General features: G+C 62.8%; 19 protein-coding genes. 15 read left to right on the top strand and 4 right to left on the bottom strand.

Annotated features, from left to right (window positions below):
- Positions 1 to 241: 241 nt before the first annotated feature.
- The 6 genes from carB to HHL25_RS02720 all read left to right on the top strand — a co-directional run bounded on the left by carB (position 242) and on the right by HHL25_RS02720 (position 8,941).
- Positions 242 to 3,724 carry a carbamoyl-phosphate synthase large subunit gene (gene carB, locus HHL25_RS02745; protein ID WP_169587030.1) on the top strand — a complete coding sequence of 1,161 codons (3,483 nt, stop codon included), beginning with the start codon at positions 242 to 244 and terminating at the stop codon, positions 3,722 to 3,724.
- A gap of 112 nt (positions 3,725 to 3,836) precedes the next feature.
- Positions 3,837 to 4,277 carry an SRPBCC domain-containing protein gene (locus tag HHL25_RS02740; RefSeq protein ID WP_169587028.1) on the top strand — a complete coding sequence of 147 codons (441 nt, stop codon included), beginning with the start codon at positions 3,837 to 3,839 and terminating at the stop codon, positions 4,275 to 4,277.
- Between the two features lie 163 nt (positions 4,278 to 4,440).
- A complete protein-coding gene (locus tag HHL25_RS02735) occupies positions 4,441 to 6,006 on the top strand; it encodes a hypothetical protein (RefSeq protein ID WP_169587027.1) in 1,566 nt (521 codons plus the stop codon).
- Between the two features lie 184 nt (positions 6,007 to 6,190).
- Positions 6,191 to 6,667: a transcription elongation factor GreA gene (gene greA, locus HHL25_RS02730; RefSeq protein WP_169587025.1), complete on the top strand. Its 477-nt coding sequence runs from the start codon at positions 6,191 to 6,193 to the stop codon at positions 6,665 to 6,667.
- Positions 6,668 to 6,689: 22 nt separating this feature from the next.
- On the top strand, positions 6,690 to 7,742 hold the full coding sequence (locus tag HHL25_RS02725; protein WP_169587023.1) for a glycosyltransferase family 4 protein: 1,053 nt from the start codon (positions 6,690 to 6,692) through the stop codon (positions 7,740 to 7,742).
- Between the two features lie 8 nt (positions 7,743 to 7,750).
- Complete coding sequence (locus HHL25_RS02720) at positions 7,751 to 8,941, top strand: capsular polysaccharide export protein, LipB/KpsS family (RefSeq protein WP_169587021.1); 1,191 nt, start codon at positions 7,751 to 7,753, stop codon at positions 8,939 to 8,941.
- A gap of 55 nt (positions 8,942 to 8,996) precedes the next feature.
- On the opposite strand, the gene HHL25_RS02715 is transcribed toward HHL25_RS02720, so the two are convergent.
- Positions 8,997 to 9,464, bottom strand: coding sequence for an Lrp/AsnC family transcriptional regulator (locus tag HHL25_RS02715; RefSeq protein ID WP_169587019.1), 468 nt, complete (start codon positions 9,462 to 9,464; stop codon positions 8,997 to 8,999).
- A 224-nt stretch (positions 9,465 to 9,688) separates the two neighbouring features.
- Between HHL25_RS02715 and trxB the strand changes: the two genes are divergently transcribed.
- The 4 genes from trxB (at position 9,689) to HHL25_RS02695 (ending at position 13,423) form a co-directional block, all read left to right on the top strand.
- Positions 9,689 to 10,663 carry a thioredoxin-disulfide reductase gene (gene trxB, locus HHL25_RS02710; RefSeq protein ID WP_169587018.1) on the top strand — a complete coding sequence of 325 codons (975 nt, stop codon included), beginning with the start codon at positions 9,689 to 9,691 and terminating at the stop codon, positions 10,661 to 10,663.
- 19 nt (positions 10,664 to 10,682) lie between these two features.
- Entirely contained in the window at positions 10,683 to 11,579 is an 897-nt protein-coding gene (locus HHL25_RS02705; protein WP_169587016.1) for a LysR family transcriptional regulator VtlR, read from the top strand.
- A gap of 389 nt (positions 11,580 to 11,968) precedes the next feature.
- Entirely contained in the window at positions 11,969 to 12,262 is a 294-nt protein-coding gene (locus HHL25_RS02700) for an ArsR/SmtB family transcription factor (protein WP_169587014.1), read from the top strand.
- Between the two features lie 60 nt (positions 12,263 to 12,322).
- Positions 12,323 to 13,423, top strand: coding sequence for an alkene reductase (locus HHL25_RS02695; RefSeq protein WP_169587013.1), 1,101 nt, complete (start codon positions 12,323 to 12,325; stop codon positions 13,421 to 13,423).
- Positions 13,424 to 13,496: 73 nt separating this feature from the next.
- Here the strand turns inward: HHL25_RS02695 and HHL25_RS02690 are convergent, their stop codons facing one another.
- On the bottom strand, positions 13,497 to 14,528 hold the full coding sequence (locus tag HHL25_RS02690; RefSeq protein WP_169587011.1) for an NAD-dependent epimerase/dehydratase family protein: 1,032 nt from the start codon (positions 14,526 to 14,528) through the stop codon (positions 13,497 to 13,499).
- A 98-nt stretch (positions 14,529 to 14,626) separates the two neighbouring features.
- Between HHL25_RS02690 and HHL25_RS02685 the strand changes: the two genes are divergently transcribed.
- A complete protein-coding gene (locus tag HHL25_RS02685; RefSeq protein WP_169587008.1) occupies positions 14,627 to 15,517 on the top strand; it encodes a LysR family transcriptional regulator in 891 nt (296 codons plus the stop codon).
- Between the two features lie 10 nt (positions 15,518 to 15,527).
- Positions 15,528 to 16,004 carry a bleomycin resistance protein gene (locus tag HHL25_RS02680; RefSeq protein WP_169587006.1) on the top strand — a complete coding sequence of 159 codons (477 nt, stop codon included), beginning with the start codon at positions 15,528 to 15,530 and terminating at the stop codon, positions 16,002 to 16,004.
- Here HHL25_RS02680 and HHL25_RS02675 read toward each other — a convergent pair.
- On the bottom strand, positions 16,001 to 16,267 hold the full coding sequence (locus tag HHL25_RS02675) for a DUF2188 domain-containing protein (protein WP_169587004.1): 267 nt from the start codon (positions 16,265 to 16,267) through the stop codon (positions 16,001 to 16,003). The genes HHL25_RS02680 and HHL25_RS02675 overlap by 4 nt on opposite strands.
- 163 nt (positions 16,268 to 16,430) lie before the next feature.
- Between HHL25_RS02675 and HHL25_RS02670 the strand changes: the two genes are divergently transcribed.
- Both HHL25_RS02670 and HHL25_RS02665 read left to right on the top strand, forming a co-directional pair.
- Positions 16,431 to 17,501 (top strand): calcium:proton antiporter, encoded by a 1,071-nt coding sequence (locus HHL25_RS02670; protein WP_315853047.1) that lies wholly within the window; start codon positions 16,431 to 16,433, stop codon positions 17,499 to 17,501.
- 155 nt (positions 17,502 to 17,656) lie between these two features.
- Positions 17,657 to 18,877, top strand: coding sequence for an OpgC family protein (locus HHL25_RS02665; protein ID WP_169587000.1), 1,221 nt, complete (start codon positions 17,657 to 17,659; stop codon positions 18,875 to 18,877).
- An 81-nt stretch (positions 18,878 to 18,958) separates the two neighbouring features.
- Here the strand turns inward: HHL25_RS02665 and HHL25_RS02660 are convergent, their stop codons facing one another.
- On the bottom strand, positions 18,959 to 20,161 hold the full coding sequence (locus HHL25_RS02660; protein WP_169586998.1) for a pyridoxal phosphate-dependent aminotransferase: 1,203 nt from the start codon (positions 20,159 to 20,161) through the stop codon (positions 18,959 to 18,961).
- Positions 20,162 to 20,377: 216 nt separating this feature from the next.
- Between HHL25_RS02660 and HHL25_RS02655 the strand changes: the two genes are divergently transcribed.
- Positions 20,378 to 21,292, top strand: a complete 915-nt coding sequence (locus tag HHL25_RS02655) for an EAL domain-containing protein (protein ID WP_169586997.1) — start codon at positions 20,378 to 20,380, stop codon at positions 21,290 to 21,292.
- The last annotated feature ends 7 nt before the right edge of the window (positions 21,293 to 21,299 follow it).

Raw genomic sequence — 21,299 nt, 5'->3', positions numbered from 1 at the left:
GGGCCTCGTGTCCGCCATTTCTTGTTTCCGGTGGAATCGGAAGCCCCTCGCGCAACGGCGTTCGTGACTTCGCTCACATGCTCCCCAACTTTCCTGCGAAGCGCTCATTTATGGGGTTCCGCTCCGCAGAAGATTTCCCTATAAGCCGCTTCTAGCCTGAAATTACGCCATAACCTGCGCCCCGACCGGAGCTACAAGCCCCGAGCCGGCTTTTCGCGCAGGCCGAAGAACGGATAGAACCATGCCGAAGCGCCAAGATATCAAGTCCATCCTCATCATCGGCGCTGGGCCGATCGTCATCGGCCAGGCATGCGAGTTCGACTATTCCGGCACCCAGGCATGCAAGGCGCTGAAGGAAGAAGGCTACCGGGTCATCCTGGTCAACTCCAACCCGGCGACCATTATGACCGATCCGGGCCTTGCCGACGCGACCTATGTCGAGCCGATCACCCCGGAAGTCGTCGCCAAGATCATCGCCAAGGAACGCCCGGACGCGTTGCTCCCGACCATGGGTGGCCAGACGGCGCTCAACACGGCCCTTTCCCTGAAACGCATGGGCGTGCTCGACCGTTACAATGTCGAGATGATCGGCGCAAAGCCCGCCGCCATCGACAAGGCCGAGGATCGCGCCCTCTTCCGCGAGGCCATGGCCAAGATCGGCCTCGAGACGCCGAAGTCGATGCTCGCCAACGCCACCGACATCAAGGAAGCCGACCGCAAGACCCACGAGGCCGCCCGCGCCGAACTCAAGGCAAGGCTCTCGGGCGCCGATCTCGACAAGGCGCTGGACACGCTGGAAAACCAGTGGAACCTCGGCGAGAGCGACCGCAAGCAGCGCTATATGAGCCATGCCATGGCGATTGCCGCCCAGGCGCTCGACGTCGTCGGCCTGCCGGCCATCATCCGTCCGTCCTTCACCATGGGCGGTACCGGCGGCGGCATCGCCTACAACCGCTCCGAGTTCTTCGAGATCATCGGCTCCGGTCTCGACGCTTCCCCGACCACCGAAGTGCTGATCGAGGAATCGGTGCTCGGCTGGAAGGAATATGAAATGGAAGTCGTCCGCGACAAGGCGGACAACTGCATCATCATCTGCTCGATCGAGAACATCGATCCGATGGGCGTGCACACCGGCGATAGTATCACCGTCGCCCCGGCACTGACGCTCACCGACAAGGAATACCAGATGATGCGCAACGCCTCGATCGCGGTGCTGCGCGAGATCGGGGTGGAAACCGGTGGCTCGAACGTGCAGTTCGCCGTCAACCCGAAGGATGGTCGTCTCGTCGTCATCGAAATGAACCCGCGCGTCTCGCGCTCGTCGGCGCTGGCATCCAAGGCGACCGGCTTCCCGATCGCCAAGGTCGCCGCCAAGCTCGCCATCGGCTACACGCTCGACGAACTGGAAAACGACATCACCGGCGGCGCGACGCCCGCCTCGTTCGAACCGTCGATCGACTACGTGGTCACCAAGATCCCGCGTTTCGCCTTCGAGAAATTCCCGGGCGCCGAGCCGACGCTGACCACCGCGATGAAGTCGGTCGGTGAAGTCATGGCGATCGGCCGCACCTTCGCCGAATCGCTGCAGAAGGCGCTGCGCGGCCTCGAGACCGGCCTCACCGGCCTCGACGAGATTGAGATCCCCGGCCTTGGCCAGGGCGACGACAAGAACGCCATCCGCGCCGCGATCGGCACGCCGACCCCGGATCGCCTGCGCATGGTTGCCCAGGCGCTGCGCCTCGGCATGTCGCCCGAGGAAGTGCACGAAGGCTGCAAGATCGACCCGTGGTTCATCGCCCAGTTCAAGGCGATCACCGACATGGAAGCCCGCGTCCGCGAGCACGGTCTGCCGGCCGATGCCGAGAACCTGCGCATGCTGAAAGCCATGGGCTTCTCCGACGCGCGCCTCGCCTCCATCACCGGCAAGCGCCCGAAGGAAGTCGCCGAGCTGCGCAACAGCCTCCAGGTCCGCCCGGTCTTCAAGCGCATCGACACCTGCGCCGCCGAGTTCGCCTCGCCGACCGCCTACATGTATTCGACCTATGAGACGCCCTTCGTCGGCGCCGCACGCTCGGAAGCGCAAGTTTCCGACCGCAAGAAGGTCGTCATCCTCGGCGGCGGCCCGAACCGCATCGGCCAGGGCATCGAGTTCGACTACTGCTGCTGCCACGCCGCCTTCGCGCTGAAGGATGCCGGCTTCGAAGCCATCATGATCAACTGCAACCCGGAAACCGTCTCGACCGACTACGACACTTCCGATCGCCTCTATTTCGAGCCGCTGACGGCCGAGGACGTGATCGAGATCATGCGCGCAGAGCAGGAAAAGGGCGAACTGGTCGGCGTCATCGTCCAGTTCGGCGGCCAGACCCCGCTGAAGCTCGCCGAGGCGCTCGAAAAGAACGGCATCCCGATCCTCGGCACAGCACCGGACATGATCGACCTTGCCGAAGACCGCGACCGCTTCCAGAAGCTCCTGATGAAGCTCGACCTCACCCAGCCGAACAACGGCATCGCCTATTCGGTCGAGCAGGCCCGCCTCGTCGCCACCGAGATCGGCTTCCCGTTGGTCGTTCGCCCGTCCTACGTGCTCGGCGGCCGCGCCATGCAGATCATCCACAATGAGAGCATGCTGCAGTCCTACCTGCTCGACACCGTTCCGGGCCTCGTCCCGGAAGACATCAAGCAGCGCTACCCGAACGACAAGACCGGCCAGATCAACACGCTGCTGGGCAAGAACCCGCTTCTGTTCGACAGCTACCTGACCAACGCCGTGGAAGTCGACGTCGACGCGCTCTGCGACGGCGAGAACGTCTTCGTTTCCGGCATCATGGAACACATCGAGGAAGCCGGCATTCACTCGGGCGACTCGGCCTGCTCGCTGCCCTCCCGCTCGTTCTCGCCGGAGCTGCTGGACGAACTGGAGCGCCAGACCAAGGCCATGGCCAAGGCACTGAACGTCGGCGGCCTGATGAACGTGCAGTATGCCATCAAGGACGGCACGATCTACGTGCTCGAAGTCAACCCGCGTGCCTCGCGTACCGTACCCTTCGTCGCCAAGACGATCGGCGCGCCGATCGCCAAGATCGCCGCGCGCATCATGACGGGCGAGAAGCTCGACGCCGCGATTGCCGCCTATGGCGCCAAGCCGGACCCGCGCAACCTGAAGCACATTGCCGTCAAGGAAGCCGTCTTCCCGTTCGCCCGCTTCCCCGGCGTCGACACCCTGCTCGGGCCGGAAATGCGCTCGACCGGCGAGGTCATCGGCCTCGACACCGACTTCGCGCTCGCCTTCGCCAAGAGCCAGCTCGGCGCCGGCGTCGAACTGCCGCGCGGCGGAACGGTGTTCGTCTCCGTCCGCGACGAGGACAAGGTCCGTGTCCTGCCGGCGATCAAGATCCTTGCCGAGATCGGCTTCAAGGTCATGGCGACCGGCGGCACCCAGCGTTTCCTCGCCGAACAGGGCATCGACGCGATCAAGATCAACAAGGTGCTCGAAGGCCGCCCGCATATCGAGGACGCGATCCGCAACCGTCAGGTCCAGCTGGTCGTCAACACGACCGACGGCAACAAGGCGATCTCGGATTCGAAATCGCTGCGCCGCGCAGCCCTGATGCAGAAGGTGCCCTACTACACGACCATGGCCGGTGCGCTTGCCGCTGCCGAAGCGATCCGGGCACTGAAGAGTGGCCAGCTCGAGGTCCGGCCGCTGCAGAGCTACTTCTGATCGTCGGCTTGACGGACTGAATTCGGAACCGGCCAATGACGCGCTCGTTGGCCGGTTCTTTGTTATCCACGATTGCAGCGACACAGGCGAAACCGCACGGAACGATCTCGGCATGAGCGACCAGGAAACCGTCGAAATCAGCAACAGCCGCCTCTTCGAGGCAACCGTCGAAACGCTCTACGACGCCTTCGCGGATCCCGGCAAACTCGCCCTGTGGTGGGGACCACACGGCTTCACCAACACGATCCACGCTTTCGACCTGCAACCCGGCGGAACCTGGCTGATCACCATGCAGGCCTCCGACGGCACGGATTTTCTCAACCGCTCGACATTCCAGACTGTCGAACCGCTGCGCCGTATCGTCTTCCGCCATCACGAACCGCTGCACGTCTACACGCTTGAGATGACCTTCTCCGCCGAGGGAAGCGGCAGTCGCCTCGACTGGTGCATGCGCATGGAGCGGAACGACGAGACCCTCTTCCTCGAAAAATTCATCGCCGCCGCCAATGAGCAGAACTTCGAGCGGCTGGAAACGGTCCTTCGCCAGGGCTGAAGCCATACCGCCACGGCTGGTGCGAGGAGGTTAGAATCCACCCCTCTTCCTTTCTGCAATTTTAACGCGATCGCGCAATAAGCGGTCTCAACTGCCCAACCAGTGGTCTGTGGGCAAAGAAGGTGGAACACTTTTCCAGGGCAAGAGGGATTTCGGACCGGTGATGGAGCATGTTTCTCTTCGACGTTTCCCGATGATGGTGACGTTCGCCTGGGCTGCCCTGTTCTGCATCGTTCTCGCTATTTCGATAGATCTGGCCGAGGGCCATCTGATCTACACGCTCGACGATCCCTACATCCATCTGGCGGTCGCGCGAAACATCCTGCTCGGCGGTTACGGCGTCAACGCCACCGAATTCTCCTCGCCCTCGTCCTCCATCCTCTGGCCTTGGCTCCTGGCGGTATCCGAATGGCTTGGGCTCGGCATGGCGGGCCCGCTGGTGATCAATGTCGCCGCCGCCATGGCAACGGTCTTCCTCTCGGTGCGCTTTCTCGTCAAGAACGGCATCGTCACCGGAGCCGGCTACCTCGGCATGGCCGTTTGCGGACTTCTCCTCATCCTGTTGACGAGCAGCATCGCCCTCCCGTTGACCGGCATGGAACACTCGCCGCATGTCCTTGCCGTAGTCGCAACCATCGATGGCCTCGTCGATGCAGCGGAGGAACGAACCATCCCCTGGTACCTGACCCCGGCCATTGTCCTGATGCCCCTTCTGCGCTTCGAAGGCGCAGCTCTTTCCGGCCTTTCCATCATCGCACTTTGGTACTTCGGCAAGCGCCTCATTGCCGTTCGGGCGTCACTCGCGATCCTTGCCGGTGTCGCCGCCTATGCAGCCTTTGTCCTTCTTCGCGACCTGCCGTTCTTCCCGAGTTCGGTCCTGCTGAAATCAAGCGCGGCCTCGACTGCTTCGGGCGACGTGCAGCCGCTCCGCGCGATCCTTCTGGAGATCAAGGCGAACCTTCGGCTGCGGGCAGGTTTTTGCCTGGTCCTGTCGGCGATGCTGCTCAGCCTCGCGGCCTACGTCTTCCGCGACAGCAACCGGCGCATTGCCGTCGTCTATGCCGTGGCGGTGGCGGCAATTGGCGCCCACCTGCTGGTCGGCAAGATCGGCTGGTTCTTCCGCTATGAAGTCTACGCGGTCGCCCTGGCCGGCCTGCTCCTGCTCGATGCCTGGCGCCGCCTGCGCGGAACCAGCACACTGAGGAAGGCCGGCTCGGTCCTCCTGTTCCTTCTGCTTTCGACCATGTCGTTCAACTACGCCGTCGCGGCCGTGCGAACGCCGCTCGCGGCAAGGAACATCTACGAACAGCAGTTCCAGATGCGCCGCTTCGCGCAGCAGTTCCACGGCGGACCGGTGGCAGTGAACGATCTCGGTCTCGTCAGCTACGGCAACGACGCCTACGTCCTCGACCTCTGGGGCCTCGGCTCCGAACCCGTCCGCCAGCTGAGGGCCGCGAAGAGCTTCGACACCACGGCCATGTCACGCCTGACGCGGGACAACGGGGTCGGGCTTGCGATGATCTATGACAAATGGTTCAGGGAAATTCCTGCCGACTGGACGCGGGTCGCAACGCTGCGCACGGTCGACAATTATACCGCGGCAGAGGACACGGTCACCTTCTACATCATGCCGGAGGCCGATCGCGCGGCGGTCGAACAGGCACTGTCTCGCTTCGCCGCGACAGTGCCAGCCCGCGTCGAATTCAGGCTCATCCCGCAGGCGCTCTAGCGTCGCACCCGAACGGACGCCCGGACAGTCGGAAAAGCACCTCTGTCGAAATGTCTGGATATTGCGCGAACCATTCTGCTATAGTCTGCCAATCGTTGATTTGAACTGGTTCCGTGGCTTCGCTTCGGGACCTGTTTTCTTTTATGTCCAGCGCCAAGCGGGCATGAATGCGAAGGAAGAGGAAATGGTTGAAAAGGTACCGATGACGCAGAACGGCTTCAACAAGCTGCAGGAGGAACTGCGTTGGCGCCAGCAGGAAGAGCGGCCGCGCATCATCGAGGCGATTGCCGAAGCCCGCGCCCATGGCGACCTTTCCGAAAACGCCGAATACCACGCCGCCAAGGAAGCCCAGAGCCACAACGAAGGCCGAATCAGCGAACTGGAAGACCTGACCGCCCGCGCCGAGGTCATCGACCTGTCGAAGATGTCCGGTTCGACCATCAAGTTTGGCGCGACCGTCAAGCTGGTCGACGAGGACACCGAAGAGGAAAAGACCTACCAGATCGTCGGCGACCAGGAAGCCGACGTGAAGGCCGGCCGCATCTCGATCTCGTCGCCGATCGCCCGCGCCCTGATCGGCAAAGAAGTCGGCGACAACATCGAAGTCGTCGCCCCCGGCGGCTCGAAGGCCTACGAGATCCTCGCGATCCACTGGGGCTGATACCCAACCGGAAGGCCTTCCCTTGCTCTCGCTTGCCGATATCACGGTGATCGCGCCGCATTTCAAGCGGCGCCTTTCCGGCGTGACCTCGACCGTGATCCAGCTGATCCCGCAGCAGCGGCAGATGGGGCGCGGTATCGTGACGCTCGGCCCGGGCCTTCCCGCAGGACTTCCGAAGATGCACTGGCGCCAGCTGCCGGGCCTCTGGCGCCGGCCGTCGGGCGCGCCCGTGCGCGTCTGGCACGCCCGGCGCAACAACGAGATGCTGTTCGGCATCCTGCTGCGCGACGTGTTGCGCATGCCGCTGAAGCTGCTCTTTACCTCCGCTGCCCAGCGGCATCACACGGGCTACACCCGCTGGCTGATCTCCAGGATGGATGCCGTCGTCGCGACGAGCGCCCGTTCCGGTTCCTTCCTCAAGGTGCCGCACACCGTCATCCGCCACGGGATCGACACGACGCTGTTCCAACCGGCAGCAGGACCGTCCGACACGATCGCGGCAACCGGTCTGCCCGGACGTCACCTCGTCGGCTGCTTCGGCCGCGTCCGCCACCAGAAGGGCACCGATCTCTTCGTCCGCGCCATGATCGAACTCCTGCCACGTCATCCGGACTGGACCGCCGTGATCAGCGGACGGGTGACGGCCGAGCACCAGGGGTTCGCAGACGGCCTCAAGGCAGACATCGCGGCTGCCGGCCTTTACTCGCGCATCGTCTTTCTCGGCGAGGTCGACGACATCAAGCCGTGGTACCGCCGCCTCAGCCTCTATGTAGCCCCCTCGCGCAACGAAGGCTTCGGCCTTACCCCGCTAGAAGCCATGGCCTCCGGCACGCCGGTCGTGGCCAGCGATGCCGGTGCCTATGCCGAGATGATAGTCGAGGACGAGACGGGCAAGGTCGTGCCGGCCGGCAACTATGAGCGGCTGCGCGACGCGATCGGCGACTGCATGGACAATCCCGAGCGGACGGCGAACTGGGGCAAGACATCGCGCACGCATGTGCTTTCGTCCTTCGGTCTCGAACGCGAAGCCTCCGCGCTCGAGGCGATCTATGACGGGCTGCTCGCGAAAGGCTGAGGCATCCGATGGACAAGGTTGAATTCATCTATTCTCAGCGCAATGTCCTGAAGCCGCTGCAGAGGGTTCTTGGCGAGCGGATGGATTGCGCGCCGTTCAAGCTGATGGCGGGCCTGAAGGAACTGCTGCGCCGCAAGGGGCCTGCCGGCCTCATCAAGCTGTTCAGCGCCACGGCAACCGATATCCCCCTTCGCGACAGCATCGAACACAATCTCCTGCGCCGCCAGATCCGCTTCCCCGCGGTATTCGGCAACCCGATCGCCGCCATGACATACCGTGCGCTGATGACGCTCCGCGCCCGGCTATCGGCGATCCTGATTGAGGCGCGGCTCGAAGAGCATCCCGACGCCACGGTTCTCGTCTTCAACGGTTTCATGATCCCGGCATCCTTGCTTGCCGCGGGTGCACGCCAGCGGGGACGATCCATGCTCGTCATGGAAAACGGCTTCTTCCCAAACACCTCCCAATGTGATCGCAAGGGCATCAACTTCGGAAGCACCCTGCCTCGCGAAGCGGCCTTCTATCTCTGGGCCGCCGACCGCATCGGCGGCGAACTGCCGCAGAGCCTTACCCGGCGCGACACGAAGCAGAAGGGAGAGGAGGCGACCGCCCTGCCCGGCCGCTACATCTTCGTGCCCTTCCAGGTCCCGAGCGACATGCAGATCCTCGAACACTCTCCGTGGATCCGCGACATGCGGCATTTCTACGAGGTCCTGTTCGAACTGGCGGAACGATATCCGGAGCGCGAATTCGTCATCAAGGAACATCCGAGCTTCCCGCTGACGATCCGTGACAAGGTGAAGGCCCATCCGCGCATCCACTTTGCCAATCACAACGAAACCCGCAAGCTGATCGAGAACGCCGAAGCCGTCGTCACCATCAACTCGACGGTCGGCATGGAAAGCCTGGTCCTGGCGAAGAAGGTCATCGTCCTCGGCGAAGCCCCCTACGGCATCGCCGACCTCGTGCTCCTTGCTCCATCCATGCCGCAACTCGGCCGGGCGCTCGAGGCTCTCGACGACTGGAATCCCGACGAACGCCTGCGCGGGCTCTTTCTCCGCTACGTCTACAACGTCTTTCTGATCCCTGGAAAGCTGGAGGAGATCGATCCGGACATGATGGAAAAGGTGAGGATGCGGGCGTACGGGACGGATCTGCATTCCCGTCTCATCGAAGAATTCGCCGCCTCGAGCCGCTAGGGAACAGTAGGGGGCGACCGCCCCCTGAGCGGAAACGGCAGTGCCCGCGTCCCGATCAGATCTCGACCAGCCCGACCTTCTTGACCTGACGGATCGTCAGCATGGTGCGCACGGTGTGGACATGCTCGTTGGCGGTCAGGACCTCAATCACGAAATCCTGGAAGCGCGTCAGGTTTTCTGCAACGCAATGCAGCAGAAAGTCGCTGTCGCCGTTGACCATCCAGGCCTGCCTCACCATCGGCCAGCCCTCGGTCGCCGCGGCGAACGCCTTGAGATTGGCTTCGGACTGGTGCTTGAGCCCGATCATGCAGAATGCCACCAGGTCGAAGCCCAGCTTCGGCGCGTTCAGCATCGCATGGTAGCCCTCGATGATGCCCGCCTCTTCCAGCTTGCGCACGCGCCTCAGGCAGGGCGGCGCGGAAATGCCGACCCGCTCGGACAGCTCGACATTGGTCATACGACCGTCGCGCTGCAATTCTCGAAGGATTTTGAGATCGATGGCGTCCAGCTCGGCTCTCAACACGCTCAGACCTTTCGTGGCGGATGTTCCAGACTTCTAGCTGAATCGCCGGATTTGGCAATAATCTGTCCGCGGCGAGCATAAAAATTACCGTGCGACGGATTGCCTTGTTGGTATTGCAATGCTGACCTTGAATAAATGCATGGACCAATCATAAATGAGGCTACAAAGAAGCGGCGCGCGATCTTATATCGCCCCCTCCCTTGCCCGCTTTGAAAGGAACCACCATGACCGCCCGCCACACCAAGGTGCTGATCATCGGGTCCGGCCCCGCCGGATATACTGCCGCGATCTATGCCGCCCGCGCGATGCTGAAACCTGTTCTGATCGCCGGCATGGAACAGGGCGGCCAGCTGATGATCACCACGGACGTGGAGAACTATCCGGGTTTCGCCGATCCGATCCAGGGCCCGTGGCTGATGGAGCAGATGCTCAACCAGGCGACCCATGTCGGCGCCGAGATCGTCAACGACCTGGTGACAGAAGTCGACCTGTCGCGTCGTCCCTTCACCGCCCGGACCGATTCCGGCCAGGTCTGGACCGCCGACACGCTGATCATCGCTACCGGTGCGAAGGCCAAGTGGCTCGGCATCGAGAGCGAACAGCATTTCCAGGGCTTCGGCGTATCGGCCTGCGCGACCTGTGACGGATTCTTCTATCGCAACAAGGACGTCATCGTCGTCGGCGGCGGCAACTCGGCCGTCGAGGAGGCCCTTTACCTCTCGCATATCGCGAAGTCGGTGACGGTCGTTCATCGCCGCGACAGCTTCCGTTCGGAGAAGATCCTGCAGGAACGCCTGTTCGCCAAGGAAAACATCAAGGTGATGTGGAACACCGAGGTTGCCGAGATCACCGGTGCACCGGCAAAGCCGCCGATGCCGCCGTCGGTTTCCGGCGTCAAGCTGCGCGACACCCAGAACGGTGCCATCACCGAGATGCCGATCGACGGCGTTTTCGTTGCGATCGGCCACGCGCCGGCGGTCGAACTGTTCAAGGGCAAGCTGAAGCTCAAGCCGAACGGCTATCTGTGGACCGCGCCCGATTCGACCGCGACGGACGTCGAGGGCGTCTATGCCGCCGGCGACGTCACCGACGACGTCTACCGACAGGCCATCACCGCGGCCGGCATGGGCTGCATGGCAGCGCTCGAGGCCGAGCGCTTCCTGTCTGCCGCACCGGTCCGGGCCGAAGCCGCGGAGTAACGACATGAGAGGGGGCGGCATGCCGTTGGATTGGGACAAGTTGCGCATTTTCCATGCGGCCGCCGAAGCCGGGTCTTTTACCCACGCGGCCGACAAGTTGCATCTGTCCCAATCGGCGATCAGCCGCCAGGTCAGCGCGCTGGAACAGGATATCGGCGTCAAGCTGTTCCACCGCCACGCGCGTGGCCTGATCCTGACCGAGCAGGGCGAACTGCTCTACCGCACCGCCCATGACGTGCTTCTGAAGCTCGAAACGGTCAAGATGCAGCTCACCGAGACGACGGAGAAGCCGAGCGGAAAGCTGCGCGTCACGACGACCGTCGGCCTCGGCCAGGGCTGGCTCACCGACAAGGTGCAGGAATTTCTGCAGCTCTATCCGGACATGTCGATCCAGCTGATCCTCGATAACGAGGAGCTCGACGTTAACATGCGCCATGCCGACTGCGCCATCCGCCTCCGCCAGCCCCAGCAGTCGGACCTCATCCAGCGCAAGCTGTTCACCGTGCACATGCACGTCTATGCCGCCCCCTCCTACATCAACCGCTATGGCGAGCCGCAGTCGATCGAGGATCTCGACAACCACCGGATCATCACCTTCGGCGAACCCGCGCCGGGTTACCTTCTCGACGTCAACTGGCTGGAAGTCGCCGGTCGCACCTCCGACAATCCGCGTGTTCCCCATCTGCAGATCAACAGTCTGACCTCGATCAAGCGCGCCTGCCTGCTCGGAATTGGCATTGCCATGCTGCCCGATTACATCGTCGGCCGCGATCCGGGGCTCCTGCAGCTGGTGACCAGCGCCGACGTCCCCTCGTTCGACACCTATTTCTGCTATCCGGACGAGATGAAAAACGCCGCCAAATTGAAAGCTTTCCGCGATTTTATTGTCGCCAAGGCGCGAAACTGGAACTTTTAGTTCGAAAAGCAGGGCAAATCGTTAAGGCCTGCGGTCACTGCATGTCTGACATGCATAAAAAAGCATTGTTCACTGCACAAAAAACCACCATATCGCACACAGCTGATGCACATGGTGGCTTTTTCCTCCCAGTTCCACCGCAGCAGCTGTTCCCCTCTGGAGGTTTTTGACCTTCACAATTCAAAGGGCCCTGGAGCAATCCGGCGGCCCTCTTTTTTTGCTTTGCATCAATTCCGACGATGAACGGTCGGCCTGAAACTCCGCCGAAAAAAGTTCAGCATGGTGTATCAAAAATGAACACTTTTCGGTTTCCCTTAACGATGCGGCGAGTTGACGTTCGCCGTTACGGCCATATGTGAAACGGGAAATGCCGTTTTGGACAATTGCAGATGAATCTCGACGAAACCCTCAAAGCGCTTGCGCACCCTGCCCGGATCGAAATGCTCGTATGGCTCAAGGATCCGGCCCAGCACTTTGACCACCAGCCGCAACCTCTGGAAATGGGCGTGAGCGCCGGGCAGTTCGAACGCTGCGGACTTTCCCAGTCGACAGTCTCGGCCCACCTCGCGACGCTTCAACGCGCCGGCCTCATCTCATCGACCCGGGTCGGCCAGTGGGTTCTCTATCGCCGCAACGAAGATGTGATCGGCGCCTTTCTCAACGCCTTGAACAAGGTGCTCTGAGACCCCAGATGCAGTCTCCCGGCGCGCTCCTCCCACTTGGCGCCGGAAAGGAGATTTGCAATGACCAGCCTCTTCGATCCGATCTCCCTCGGACAGATTACCCTTGCCAATCGCATCGCCATGGCGCCGCTCACCCGCAACCGGTCGCCGGGCGCAGTCCCCAACGACCTCAACGTCACCTATTACGAACAGCGTGCCACGGCAGGCCTGCTGATCTCGGAAGGCACGCCGATCTCTCAGCAGGGCCAGGGCTATGCCCAGGTGCCCGGTCTCTATCTTCCGGAATCGATCGAAGGCTGGAAGCGCGTGACCTCGGCCGTTCATCACGCCGGCGGCAAGATCGCCGTCCAGCTCTGGCATGTCGGACGCGTGTCCCACACCTCGCTCCAGCCGAACGGCGCCCAGCCCGTCGCCCCTTCGGCGATCCGCGCCAAGTCCAAAACCTTCATCATCAACGATGACGGCACCGGGGCATTCGCCGACACGTCGGAACCGCGCGCGCTCGCAATCGAGGAGATCCCCGGGATTCTCGAGGACTATCGCCGCGCCGCCCGCGCCGCCATCGATGCCGGCTTCGACGCCGTTGAGATTCATGCCGCCAACGGCTATCTGATCGACCAGTTCCTGCGCTCGAGCGCCAATGCCCGCACCGACGCCTATGGCGGCTCCATCGAGAACCGCACCCGCTTCGCCGTCGAGGTGGTGGATACCATCGTCAAGGAGATCGGCGCCGGGCGCACCGGCATCCGCATCTCGCCGGTCACCCCCGCCAACGACATTTCCGACCCGGATCCCCAGCCGCTCTTCAATCTACTGGTGGAGAAGCTTGCGGCCTACGATCTCGCCTTCATCCACGTGATCGAGGGTGCGACCGGCGGACCGCGCGACAACCTCCCCTTCGACTGGGCCGGCCTGAAAGCCGCTTACCATGCTGCCGGTGGCAAGGCCGCATGGATGGTCAACAACGGCTACGACCGCGAGATGGCGATCGAGGCGGTCGCCAGCGGCCGTGCCGACATCGTCTCCTTCGGCAAGCCGTTCATCTCGAATCCAGACCTCGTCCGCCGGCTGAAGGAAAATGCGCCTCTCAACGAGGCGGACCGTGCGACCTTCTATGGCGGCGGTGCCGAGGGTTACACGAACTACCCGAAAATGGCATGAGCCGAACCGAGGCGCATTGAGACATTGGAAAGCCCGCCGGAAACGGCGGGGCTTCTTGCCGTCAGGCACCCTTCTACGCGGCGCTCGCGGAACGCAAACGAGGCGAACTGGCGGCCTTACGTTTCTCCGCCCCCTCCAGGCAGCCCAGGCTTTCGAGCGTCACGCGGATCGCCTCGTCGATCGGCGTCCTCGGCTCTGCGCCGAGGAATCCGACGAGCCGCGCATTGTCCATCCGGATCGTCTCACGCCACAGATAGCGCATCTCCAGCAGTTCTCGAAACAGCGCTACGAAGGGCGAAGCAAGACGTACCAGCCACCACGGAAAGGCCTTGAGCTTCAGGTCAGGCTTGCCGCTCACCCGCCGGATCGCTTCGGCCATCTGGCCGCCGTCCTGGTCGAAGAAGCCGTCCATGTGGAAGCGGGCGAACATCGGCAAACGGTCCGCCTGCGCAATCAGCTGGACCATTGTCTCCGCCACGTCCGGCAGGTAGGCCCATTGATGTCCGACGCCCTTGGCTCCCGGATTGCCGATCGACGACAGAGGCTTGCCGGGCTTCACGATGCCCTGGGCAAACCAATTGTTGCCGGCGCCCGGGCCGAAGAAGTCCCCGGCCCGAACGATCAGCACCGGCACACCTTCGCCTGCCGCCGCCTCCAGACGCCGCTCCAGCTGGACGCGGATCTTTCCCTTCCGCGTCACCGGGTTCTGCGGGCTATCCTCGTCAAGGACAGGGAAGGCATCCGGGCCGAAATTGTAGACGGTGCCGGGCATGACGATCCTGGCACCCGACGCCTTGGCGGCGGCGATCGTATTGTCGATCATCGGCAGAACCAGTTCGGCCCAGTTACGATAGCCCGGCGGGTTGACCCCGTGGACGATCAACTGGACGCCTTGCGCCGCATCGATCACGTCGGCGCGGTTCATGGCGTCGCCCTGCACCCAGCGATATTGCGGTAGCTTGGCCTGCATCACGTCCGCGCGGCGGTGCAGCGCCCGCACCTCGTATCCGCGCCCGGCAAGCTTTTCCGCCACAGCGCCGCCGATACCGCCAGTTGCGCCGAGCACGAGTGCCACGGGCCTTTCGTGGATTTCTTCCGTCTGCATCACTTTGATCGCTCCATCAGGTTTCGATGGCGAGATTGTCGGCGATTGTGTTGCTATACGAAATTGCCGAAATTTTTCTTCCTGCTATACATATTTACATGAACATGGAAATGAACTGGGACTACTATCGGACCTTTCTCGCCGTCTTGCGCGAGGGTTCGCTTTCGGCTGCCGCCCGCAGCCTTGGCCTCACCCAGCCGACGGTCGGCCGGCATGTCGATGCGCTTGAGGAGGCGAGCGGCGAGCCGCTTTTCCTGCGCACGCCGAAGGGTCTCCTGCCCACCGAGATCGCCTTGCAAATGAGGCCGCACGCCGAGGCGATGGCGGCGACCGCAGCCGCGCTCGAGCGCGCAGCCTCCGGCAGTGTCGATCGCATTTCCGGCACGGTCCGCATCAGCGCAAGCGAGGTGATCGGCATCGAGGTCCTGCCGCCGATCCTCGCCGATCTGCAAGAGCGATATCCCGACCTGGTGATCGAACTCTCGCCCTCCGACGCTGTGGAGGATCTGCTCAACCAGGCGGCCGATATCGCCATCCGCATGGTCGAGCCGGCGCAGGATGCACTGATCTCACAGCGCGTCGGCCGCATCCCGCTCGGCTTCTACGCCCACTTCAGCTATCTCGAGAGGCATGGAGCTCCGCAACACCTCCAGGATCTTGCCGGCCATCGCCTTATCGGCTTCGACCGGCAGCTCGCCTACGTGCGCGCCATCCTCGCCACCAGGCCCGACCTTGCGGATATACGCTTCGCCTTCCGTAGCGACAGCAATCTTGCCCAGTTCGCCGCCATTCGCGCCGGCGGCGGCATCGGCATGTGCCAGGACGGCCTTGCGCGGCGCCATCCCGAACTCGTCGCCGTCCTGCCCGGAGCCCTGGCGCTGTCGCTCGACACTTATGTCGTGATGCACGAGAGCCTGAGGACGGCACCGCGTTGTCGTGCGACCTTCGACGCGCTGGTGGCCGGCTTGCGCGACTACATGATGCGATAAGGAGCAATCGATGAACGAACGGACACGCGCGGAACGCGACGCCTCTGAAGGAAGCGGCAACCGCCCCACCGGCGGCTTTGCGCCTCTGGTGCCGGAACTCGACGTCTCCAGCATCGAGGCGAGCCTCGCCTTCTGGTGCGGCGCCCTGGGCTTTCGCATCGCCTATCAACGACGGGAAGCAAGGTTCGCCTATCTCGAGAGGCAGGGTGCGCAGGTCATGCTGTGTGAAATCAACGGCAACTGGCAGACGGCCCCGCTTCAGCAGCCGTTCGGACGTGGCGTCAACTTCCAGATCGCCACGGACAATCTTGATCCAATTCTTGAAGCACTTCACAAACTGGATTGGCCACTCTTCGAAGAGCCCGCCGAAAGCTGGTATCGCGTTGGCGACACCGAGGAGACCGGTTCGCGGGAATTCCTTGTCCAGGATCCTGACGGCTACCTGATCCGGTTTTCCCAGTCGATCGGCAGCCGCATCGTATCCTAGGCCGGTCGGTCGCCCGCTTCATAGTGATCGACGATCTCGACCTCGGGCCGGTCGCCGCCGTCACTGTACTCGTAGTGCCATTTGCCCTTTTCGTCCTGATAGCTGATCTTGACGGGCTCGTCGCCGACCTGCTGCTCCTGCATCACGATCCGTGCTGCCTCCAGGGCCTCGTCGTGGCTGGCGAAGCTTTCGGAATAGACGTTGCCGAGCCTGTAGGCCCATCCCCCGTCGTGGGGAACGATCTCGTAGGCAACCTTGATCATGATGTCCTCCTTTCATCAGTACGCGCGAAGTATCGCACCAAGTCCCCAAAACCGCAAACACGATCGGTCCGGGAACTGTTCCGGGCCCTTGCCCGTTTGGCCGCCTTCGGACTAAGAATTCCACGAGGCAGCCAGGGGAACGTCAGTGTTCAAAGAAGAAAAGATCCTTTTGTTTCCGATTCTTCTGGCAATCGGCGGATTCAGTTTCGAACATCAGATCCTGGAGATGGGTGCGACGGTTTCACTCATCGCCGCGGCCGTCCTGATCGCCGCGATCCTTGCCGCCTCGCTCCGCGTCGCCCATCATGCCGAAGTGCTCGCCGTGAAGGTCGGTGACCCCTACGGTACGATGATCCTCACCTTGTCCGCCGTCGCGGTCGAGGTCCTGATCCTGGCGATCATGATGAGCGACGCGAGCTCGTCTCCCACCCTGGCGCGCGACACGATCTACGCTGCGGTGATGCTGGACATCAACGGCATCCTCGGGCTCGCCGCCCTGCTCGGGGGACTGAAGCACGGCGAGCAGCCCTACAACGACGATTCGGGAAAGACTTATGGCGTGATGATCCTGACCGCCATGGGCATATCGATGGTCGTGCCCGAGTTCGTGCCGCGCGACCGCTGGCAGTTCTATTCCGTCTTCACCATCGGCGCGATGATCGCCCTTTATGGCCTGTTCCTGCGCATGCAGGTCGGCACCCACAGCTACTTCTTCAGCTACAGCTATCCGCGCGGCAAACGCCAGGACGCCGAGGAACCCGGTCACGCCGAGGCGACGGAACCGGCAGCCCGCTCGATCGGCGTCATTCTCTTCGGCGTCGTGCTGATCGGCATCCTTGCCGAGTTCATGTCGAGCTTCATCAATGTAGGCCTCAAGGACACCAGCGCGCCGATCGCCCTCACCGCCATCCTCGTCGCCGCGATCTCCGCCGGACCCGAGATCCTGACGGCGTTGCGCGCCGCGCTTGCCAACCGCATGCAGGCAACCGTCAATATTGCCATGGGCGCCTCGCTCTCCACCGTCATCCTCACGGTCCCCGCCATGGAGGCGATCGCGCTCTATACCGGCCAGCCCTTCGTCATGGCGATGACGCCGGTCCAGACGGTCATGGTTGCCATCACGCTGATCGCGGCTGCCATCAATCTCAACGACGGCGAGACGAATGCCATCGAGGGCATGACCCATTTCATTCTCTTCGCCACCTTCATCATGCTGTCGCTGATCGGCCTCTGAGACCTCCGGTCGCCTTCGGCCACGGAACCTTTTCCACCTTCGCTCCATTCCCCGGGTGCCGATCCACATCTTGTCGGGTGCATCGCCGCATTCTCAACAAGATGACGGACCAGACATCCTCCCGGTCACCGGGGGGCAAACTCGGGAGCCGAATCTTGAAGAGATTGGACGTTATCGATGGCATGCGGGGCTATTTCCTCGTCTTCATGCTGATCAATCACCTGGTCTTCGCCGGCGGCCTCTGGCTCGTCCAGATCAACCACCGCAATCTGGCCTTCGTCGAGGATGCGCAGGGCTTCGTGTTTCTCTCCGGCCTGCTCACCGGCATGGTCTATGCCCGCAAGATGCTGAAGGACGGCTATGCGGTCGCGCGTGACCGGATCTGGTCTCGGGTGTTCGAGCTCTATCGCTACGCCATGGGCATAGTCCTGGTGATCCTCGCCCTGCAGCTCGTCCTGCCCGGCGCATCCGCCATCTGGACGAACTGGCTCGGCGGCACGCGGCTCGACGATCCGCTGCGCCTGGCGGCGATTGCCGGCTTCCTGTTCCAGCCGACCTTCATGGACATCCTTCCGCAATACATCGTCTACATGTTCTTCGCCCCGGCCATCATCTGGCTCTGCCTGCAGGGTCGCTGGACGACCGTCGCGATTGTCTCGGCCCTGTTGTGGATGGCAGCCCAGCTCGGCCTCCAGCGCGCCCTCACCTACCCGGTGAGCGACTGGCTCGCCGGGGCCTCGGACAAGGAGGGTGTCCGCGCCTCTTTCAACCTGCTCGGCTGGCAGGTGGTTTTCTATGCAGGCCTGATCGCCGGCACGCTGACCTCGATGAAGAAGATCGAGTGGACCCGCGTCTTCGATCCCCAGAAGGATTTTCTCGCCAAGGCGGCCCTCGCCGTCTGCGTCTTCTTCCTGCCGCTCCGCATCATGACCGCGCACCAGCTGATGCCGGGCATCGTGCTGGAGAAATTCGGCCTGATGGAAGTGCGCGCCGATTTCGGCCCGGTCTATCTCTTGAACTTTGCCGCCGTCGCCTATGGCCTCGCCTGGCTCCTGATTGCCGGCCCCCGCCACGAAAACCGGACGATCCGCCGGATCGCCGGCGGTCTGACGAACCTGTTCTCGCTGGGCTTCCTCCAGCTTCTCGGTCGCCATTCGCTGCAGATCTATGTCTGGCACGTGCTGATCGTCTACGCGGTCTTCTATCTCGACGGCCGCTTCGGGGAGTTTTCGCAGGCGACCAAGACGGTGATTGCCTTCGGCTCGCTGGCGCTGTTGAGCCTTCCGGCGCTCTGGCGCGAACGCAACCGCACCGCGACGCCGCCAAAGGCAGCAGCTGCCAAGCTGCCGCCGGTCATGAAGCCTGCGGCCACCTGATCGACCGATCGAATCCTGAAACGAAAAGGGCGGGACCGCGAGGCCCCGCCCTTTCTTGTACCGCGGTGATGCGGCGATTGCTTACTTGCAGGCCGCGCAGAAGCGCTGGATGCGCTTGCAGGCTTCTTCGAGCAGCTCTTCCGAGGTCGCATAGGAGATGCGGAAGTTCGGGCCGAGACCGAAGGCCGAACCGTGAACGACGGCAACGCCTTCGGTTTCCAGAAGCTCGGTGACGAAGTCCTCGTCCGTCTCGATCACCTTGCCCGAGGGCGCGGTCTTGCCGATCAGGCCGGCACAGGACGGGTAGACGTAGAAGGCACCTTCCGGTGATGGGCAGGAAATGCCCTTGGCCTGGTTCAGCATCGAAACGACGAGGTCGCGACGGCCTTCGAAGATCTTCTTGTTGGCCGGAATGAAGTCCTGCGGACCGTTGAGGGCCTCGACGGCTGCCCACTGCGCGATCGAGCAGGCGCCCGAGGTCTGCTGGCCCTGCACCATGTCCATGGCCTTGATCAGCTCGATCGGGCCGGCCGCGTAACCGATGCGCCAGCCGGTCATGGCATAGGCCTTGGAGACGCCGTTCATCGTCAGGGTGCGATCATAGAGCTTCGGCTCGACCTCGACCGGGGTCGCGAACTTGAAGTCGCCATAGGTCAGGTGCTCATACATGTCGTCCGTCAGGATCCAGACATTCGGATACTTGACCAGAACGTCGGTGAGAGCCTTCAGTTCGGCATGGCTGTAGGCGGCACCCGACGGGTTGGACGGCGAGTTGAAGATGAACCACTTGGCCTTCGGCGTGATCGCCTTTTCCAGGTCGGCGGCGGTCAGCTTGAAGTTGTTGTCCTGCGTGGTCGCGACGAAGACCGGCGTGCCGCCGCACAGCGCCACCATTTCCGGATAGGAAACCCAGTAGGGGGTCGGGATCACGACTTCATCGCCCGGATTGAGCGTCGCCATGAAGGCGTTGAAAAGAATCTGCTTTCCGCCGGTGCCGACGATCGTCTGCTCGGGCTTGTAGTCGAGGCCGTTCTCGCGCTTGAACTTCTCGGCAATCGCCTTGCGCAGTTCCGGAATGCCCGAAACCGGCGTGTACTTCGTCTCGCCGCGGTTGATCGCGTCGATGGCGGCCTTCTTGATGTTGTCCGGCGTATCGAAATCAGGCTCGCCGGCGCCGAGGCCGATCACGTCACGGCCCTTGGCCTTCAGCTCGCGGGCTTTCTGCGAAACTGCGATGGTTGCGGAGGGCTTTACACGGGAAAGAGCGTCGGCGATGAATGCCATTGTGATTGTCCTGAAGCTGTTGATCGGCGGAACCTCGATCGGCCAAGGCCCCAGGTTCAAGTTCTATGGCGAAATCGCCTCCCCGTTTCAAGCGGAAAGCGCGGCACCGCAACAATCGCGATCATTTCATCTTTTAAGGTTTTCTTAATTCCGGGGTAATTGTTGCGCGCTAAACTCGATCGCAACGCCCATGATGGGCAATCGAGACGCGAACCGATGACCACGAACAGCATCTACTCCCAGCTCGTGAAGCACGAAGGCGCCTGGTCGACGGCCTATGGCCCATTTGTGCTGCGTTCCGCCCTCCAGCCGATCTTCCGCCGGCTGCCCGAGGGACACTACGATATTCACTGCTTCCAGGGCCTGGTTCGTGCCGAACGCAATGGCGAAGCCTATCCGCCCTCACAGTTCTTCCCGCTCGTCGAACCGCAGGACCTGCCCGGCATCGACAGCCTGCTGCGCAGCATCCACATCCTGAACGTCGGCCTGCTCGGCCGCGACCGTGCCTCGGTGCTCGTCAGCTTCCAGCCGATGCTCTACACCGGCGCCCCGGAACTTCGCCACGAACTCGACCGCATGCGCCTCGCCGCCCACGAAGCCGGCATCACGCCCGACCGCATCATCTGCGACATCTCGGCGGCCAACGGCAATGTGAAGATCACCGCCCGCGCGATCGAGCAGTTGCGCTTCGCCGGCCTGCGCGTCTCGATGTCCAATTACGAGGCGAGCGAACACGACATCCAGGACATCCTGGCACTCCGGCCGGACTTTGTCCGATTCGACGGCGACTGGGTTCGCGACTATCTGCACAACTCGGCCGGCTTCGCGCTGCTGCGCGTCATCGTCCGTCAATTGCAGGAAGAAGGCATCGAACCGATCTTCGAACGGCTGGAGGACACCTGGCAGGTCGACCTTTGCGCCGAGCTCGGCGTGACCCTGCTGCAGGGCTATGCGCTCGCCCGCCCGCAGATCGCCCCGACCGCGTTTAACGACGAATTCCCGGAAATGCTGTTGCCGCCGGCCGCGCCCTTCACCCCGCAGGCGGAGACGGCGCCGGTCTATCAGCCGCCGATCATGGCCCGCGCGGAACCGGCGCTGCGCCCGGTTCGCGTCTTCGGCAAACGACGCTGAAGCGCCA

This window comes from Rhizobium terricola, assembly GCF_012927355.1.
Lineage (GTDB): Bacteria > Pseudomonadota > Alphaproteobacteria > Rhizobiales > Rhizobiaceae > Allorhizobium > Allorhizobium terricola.
The sequence above is the reverse complement of the archived record's forward strand: the minus strand, read 5'-3'. Positions and strand labels throughout refer to the sequence as shown.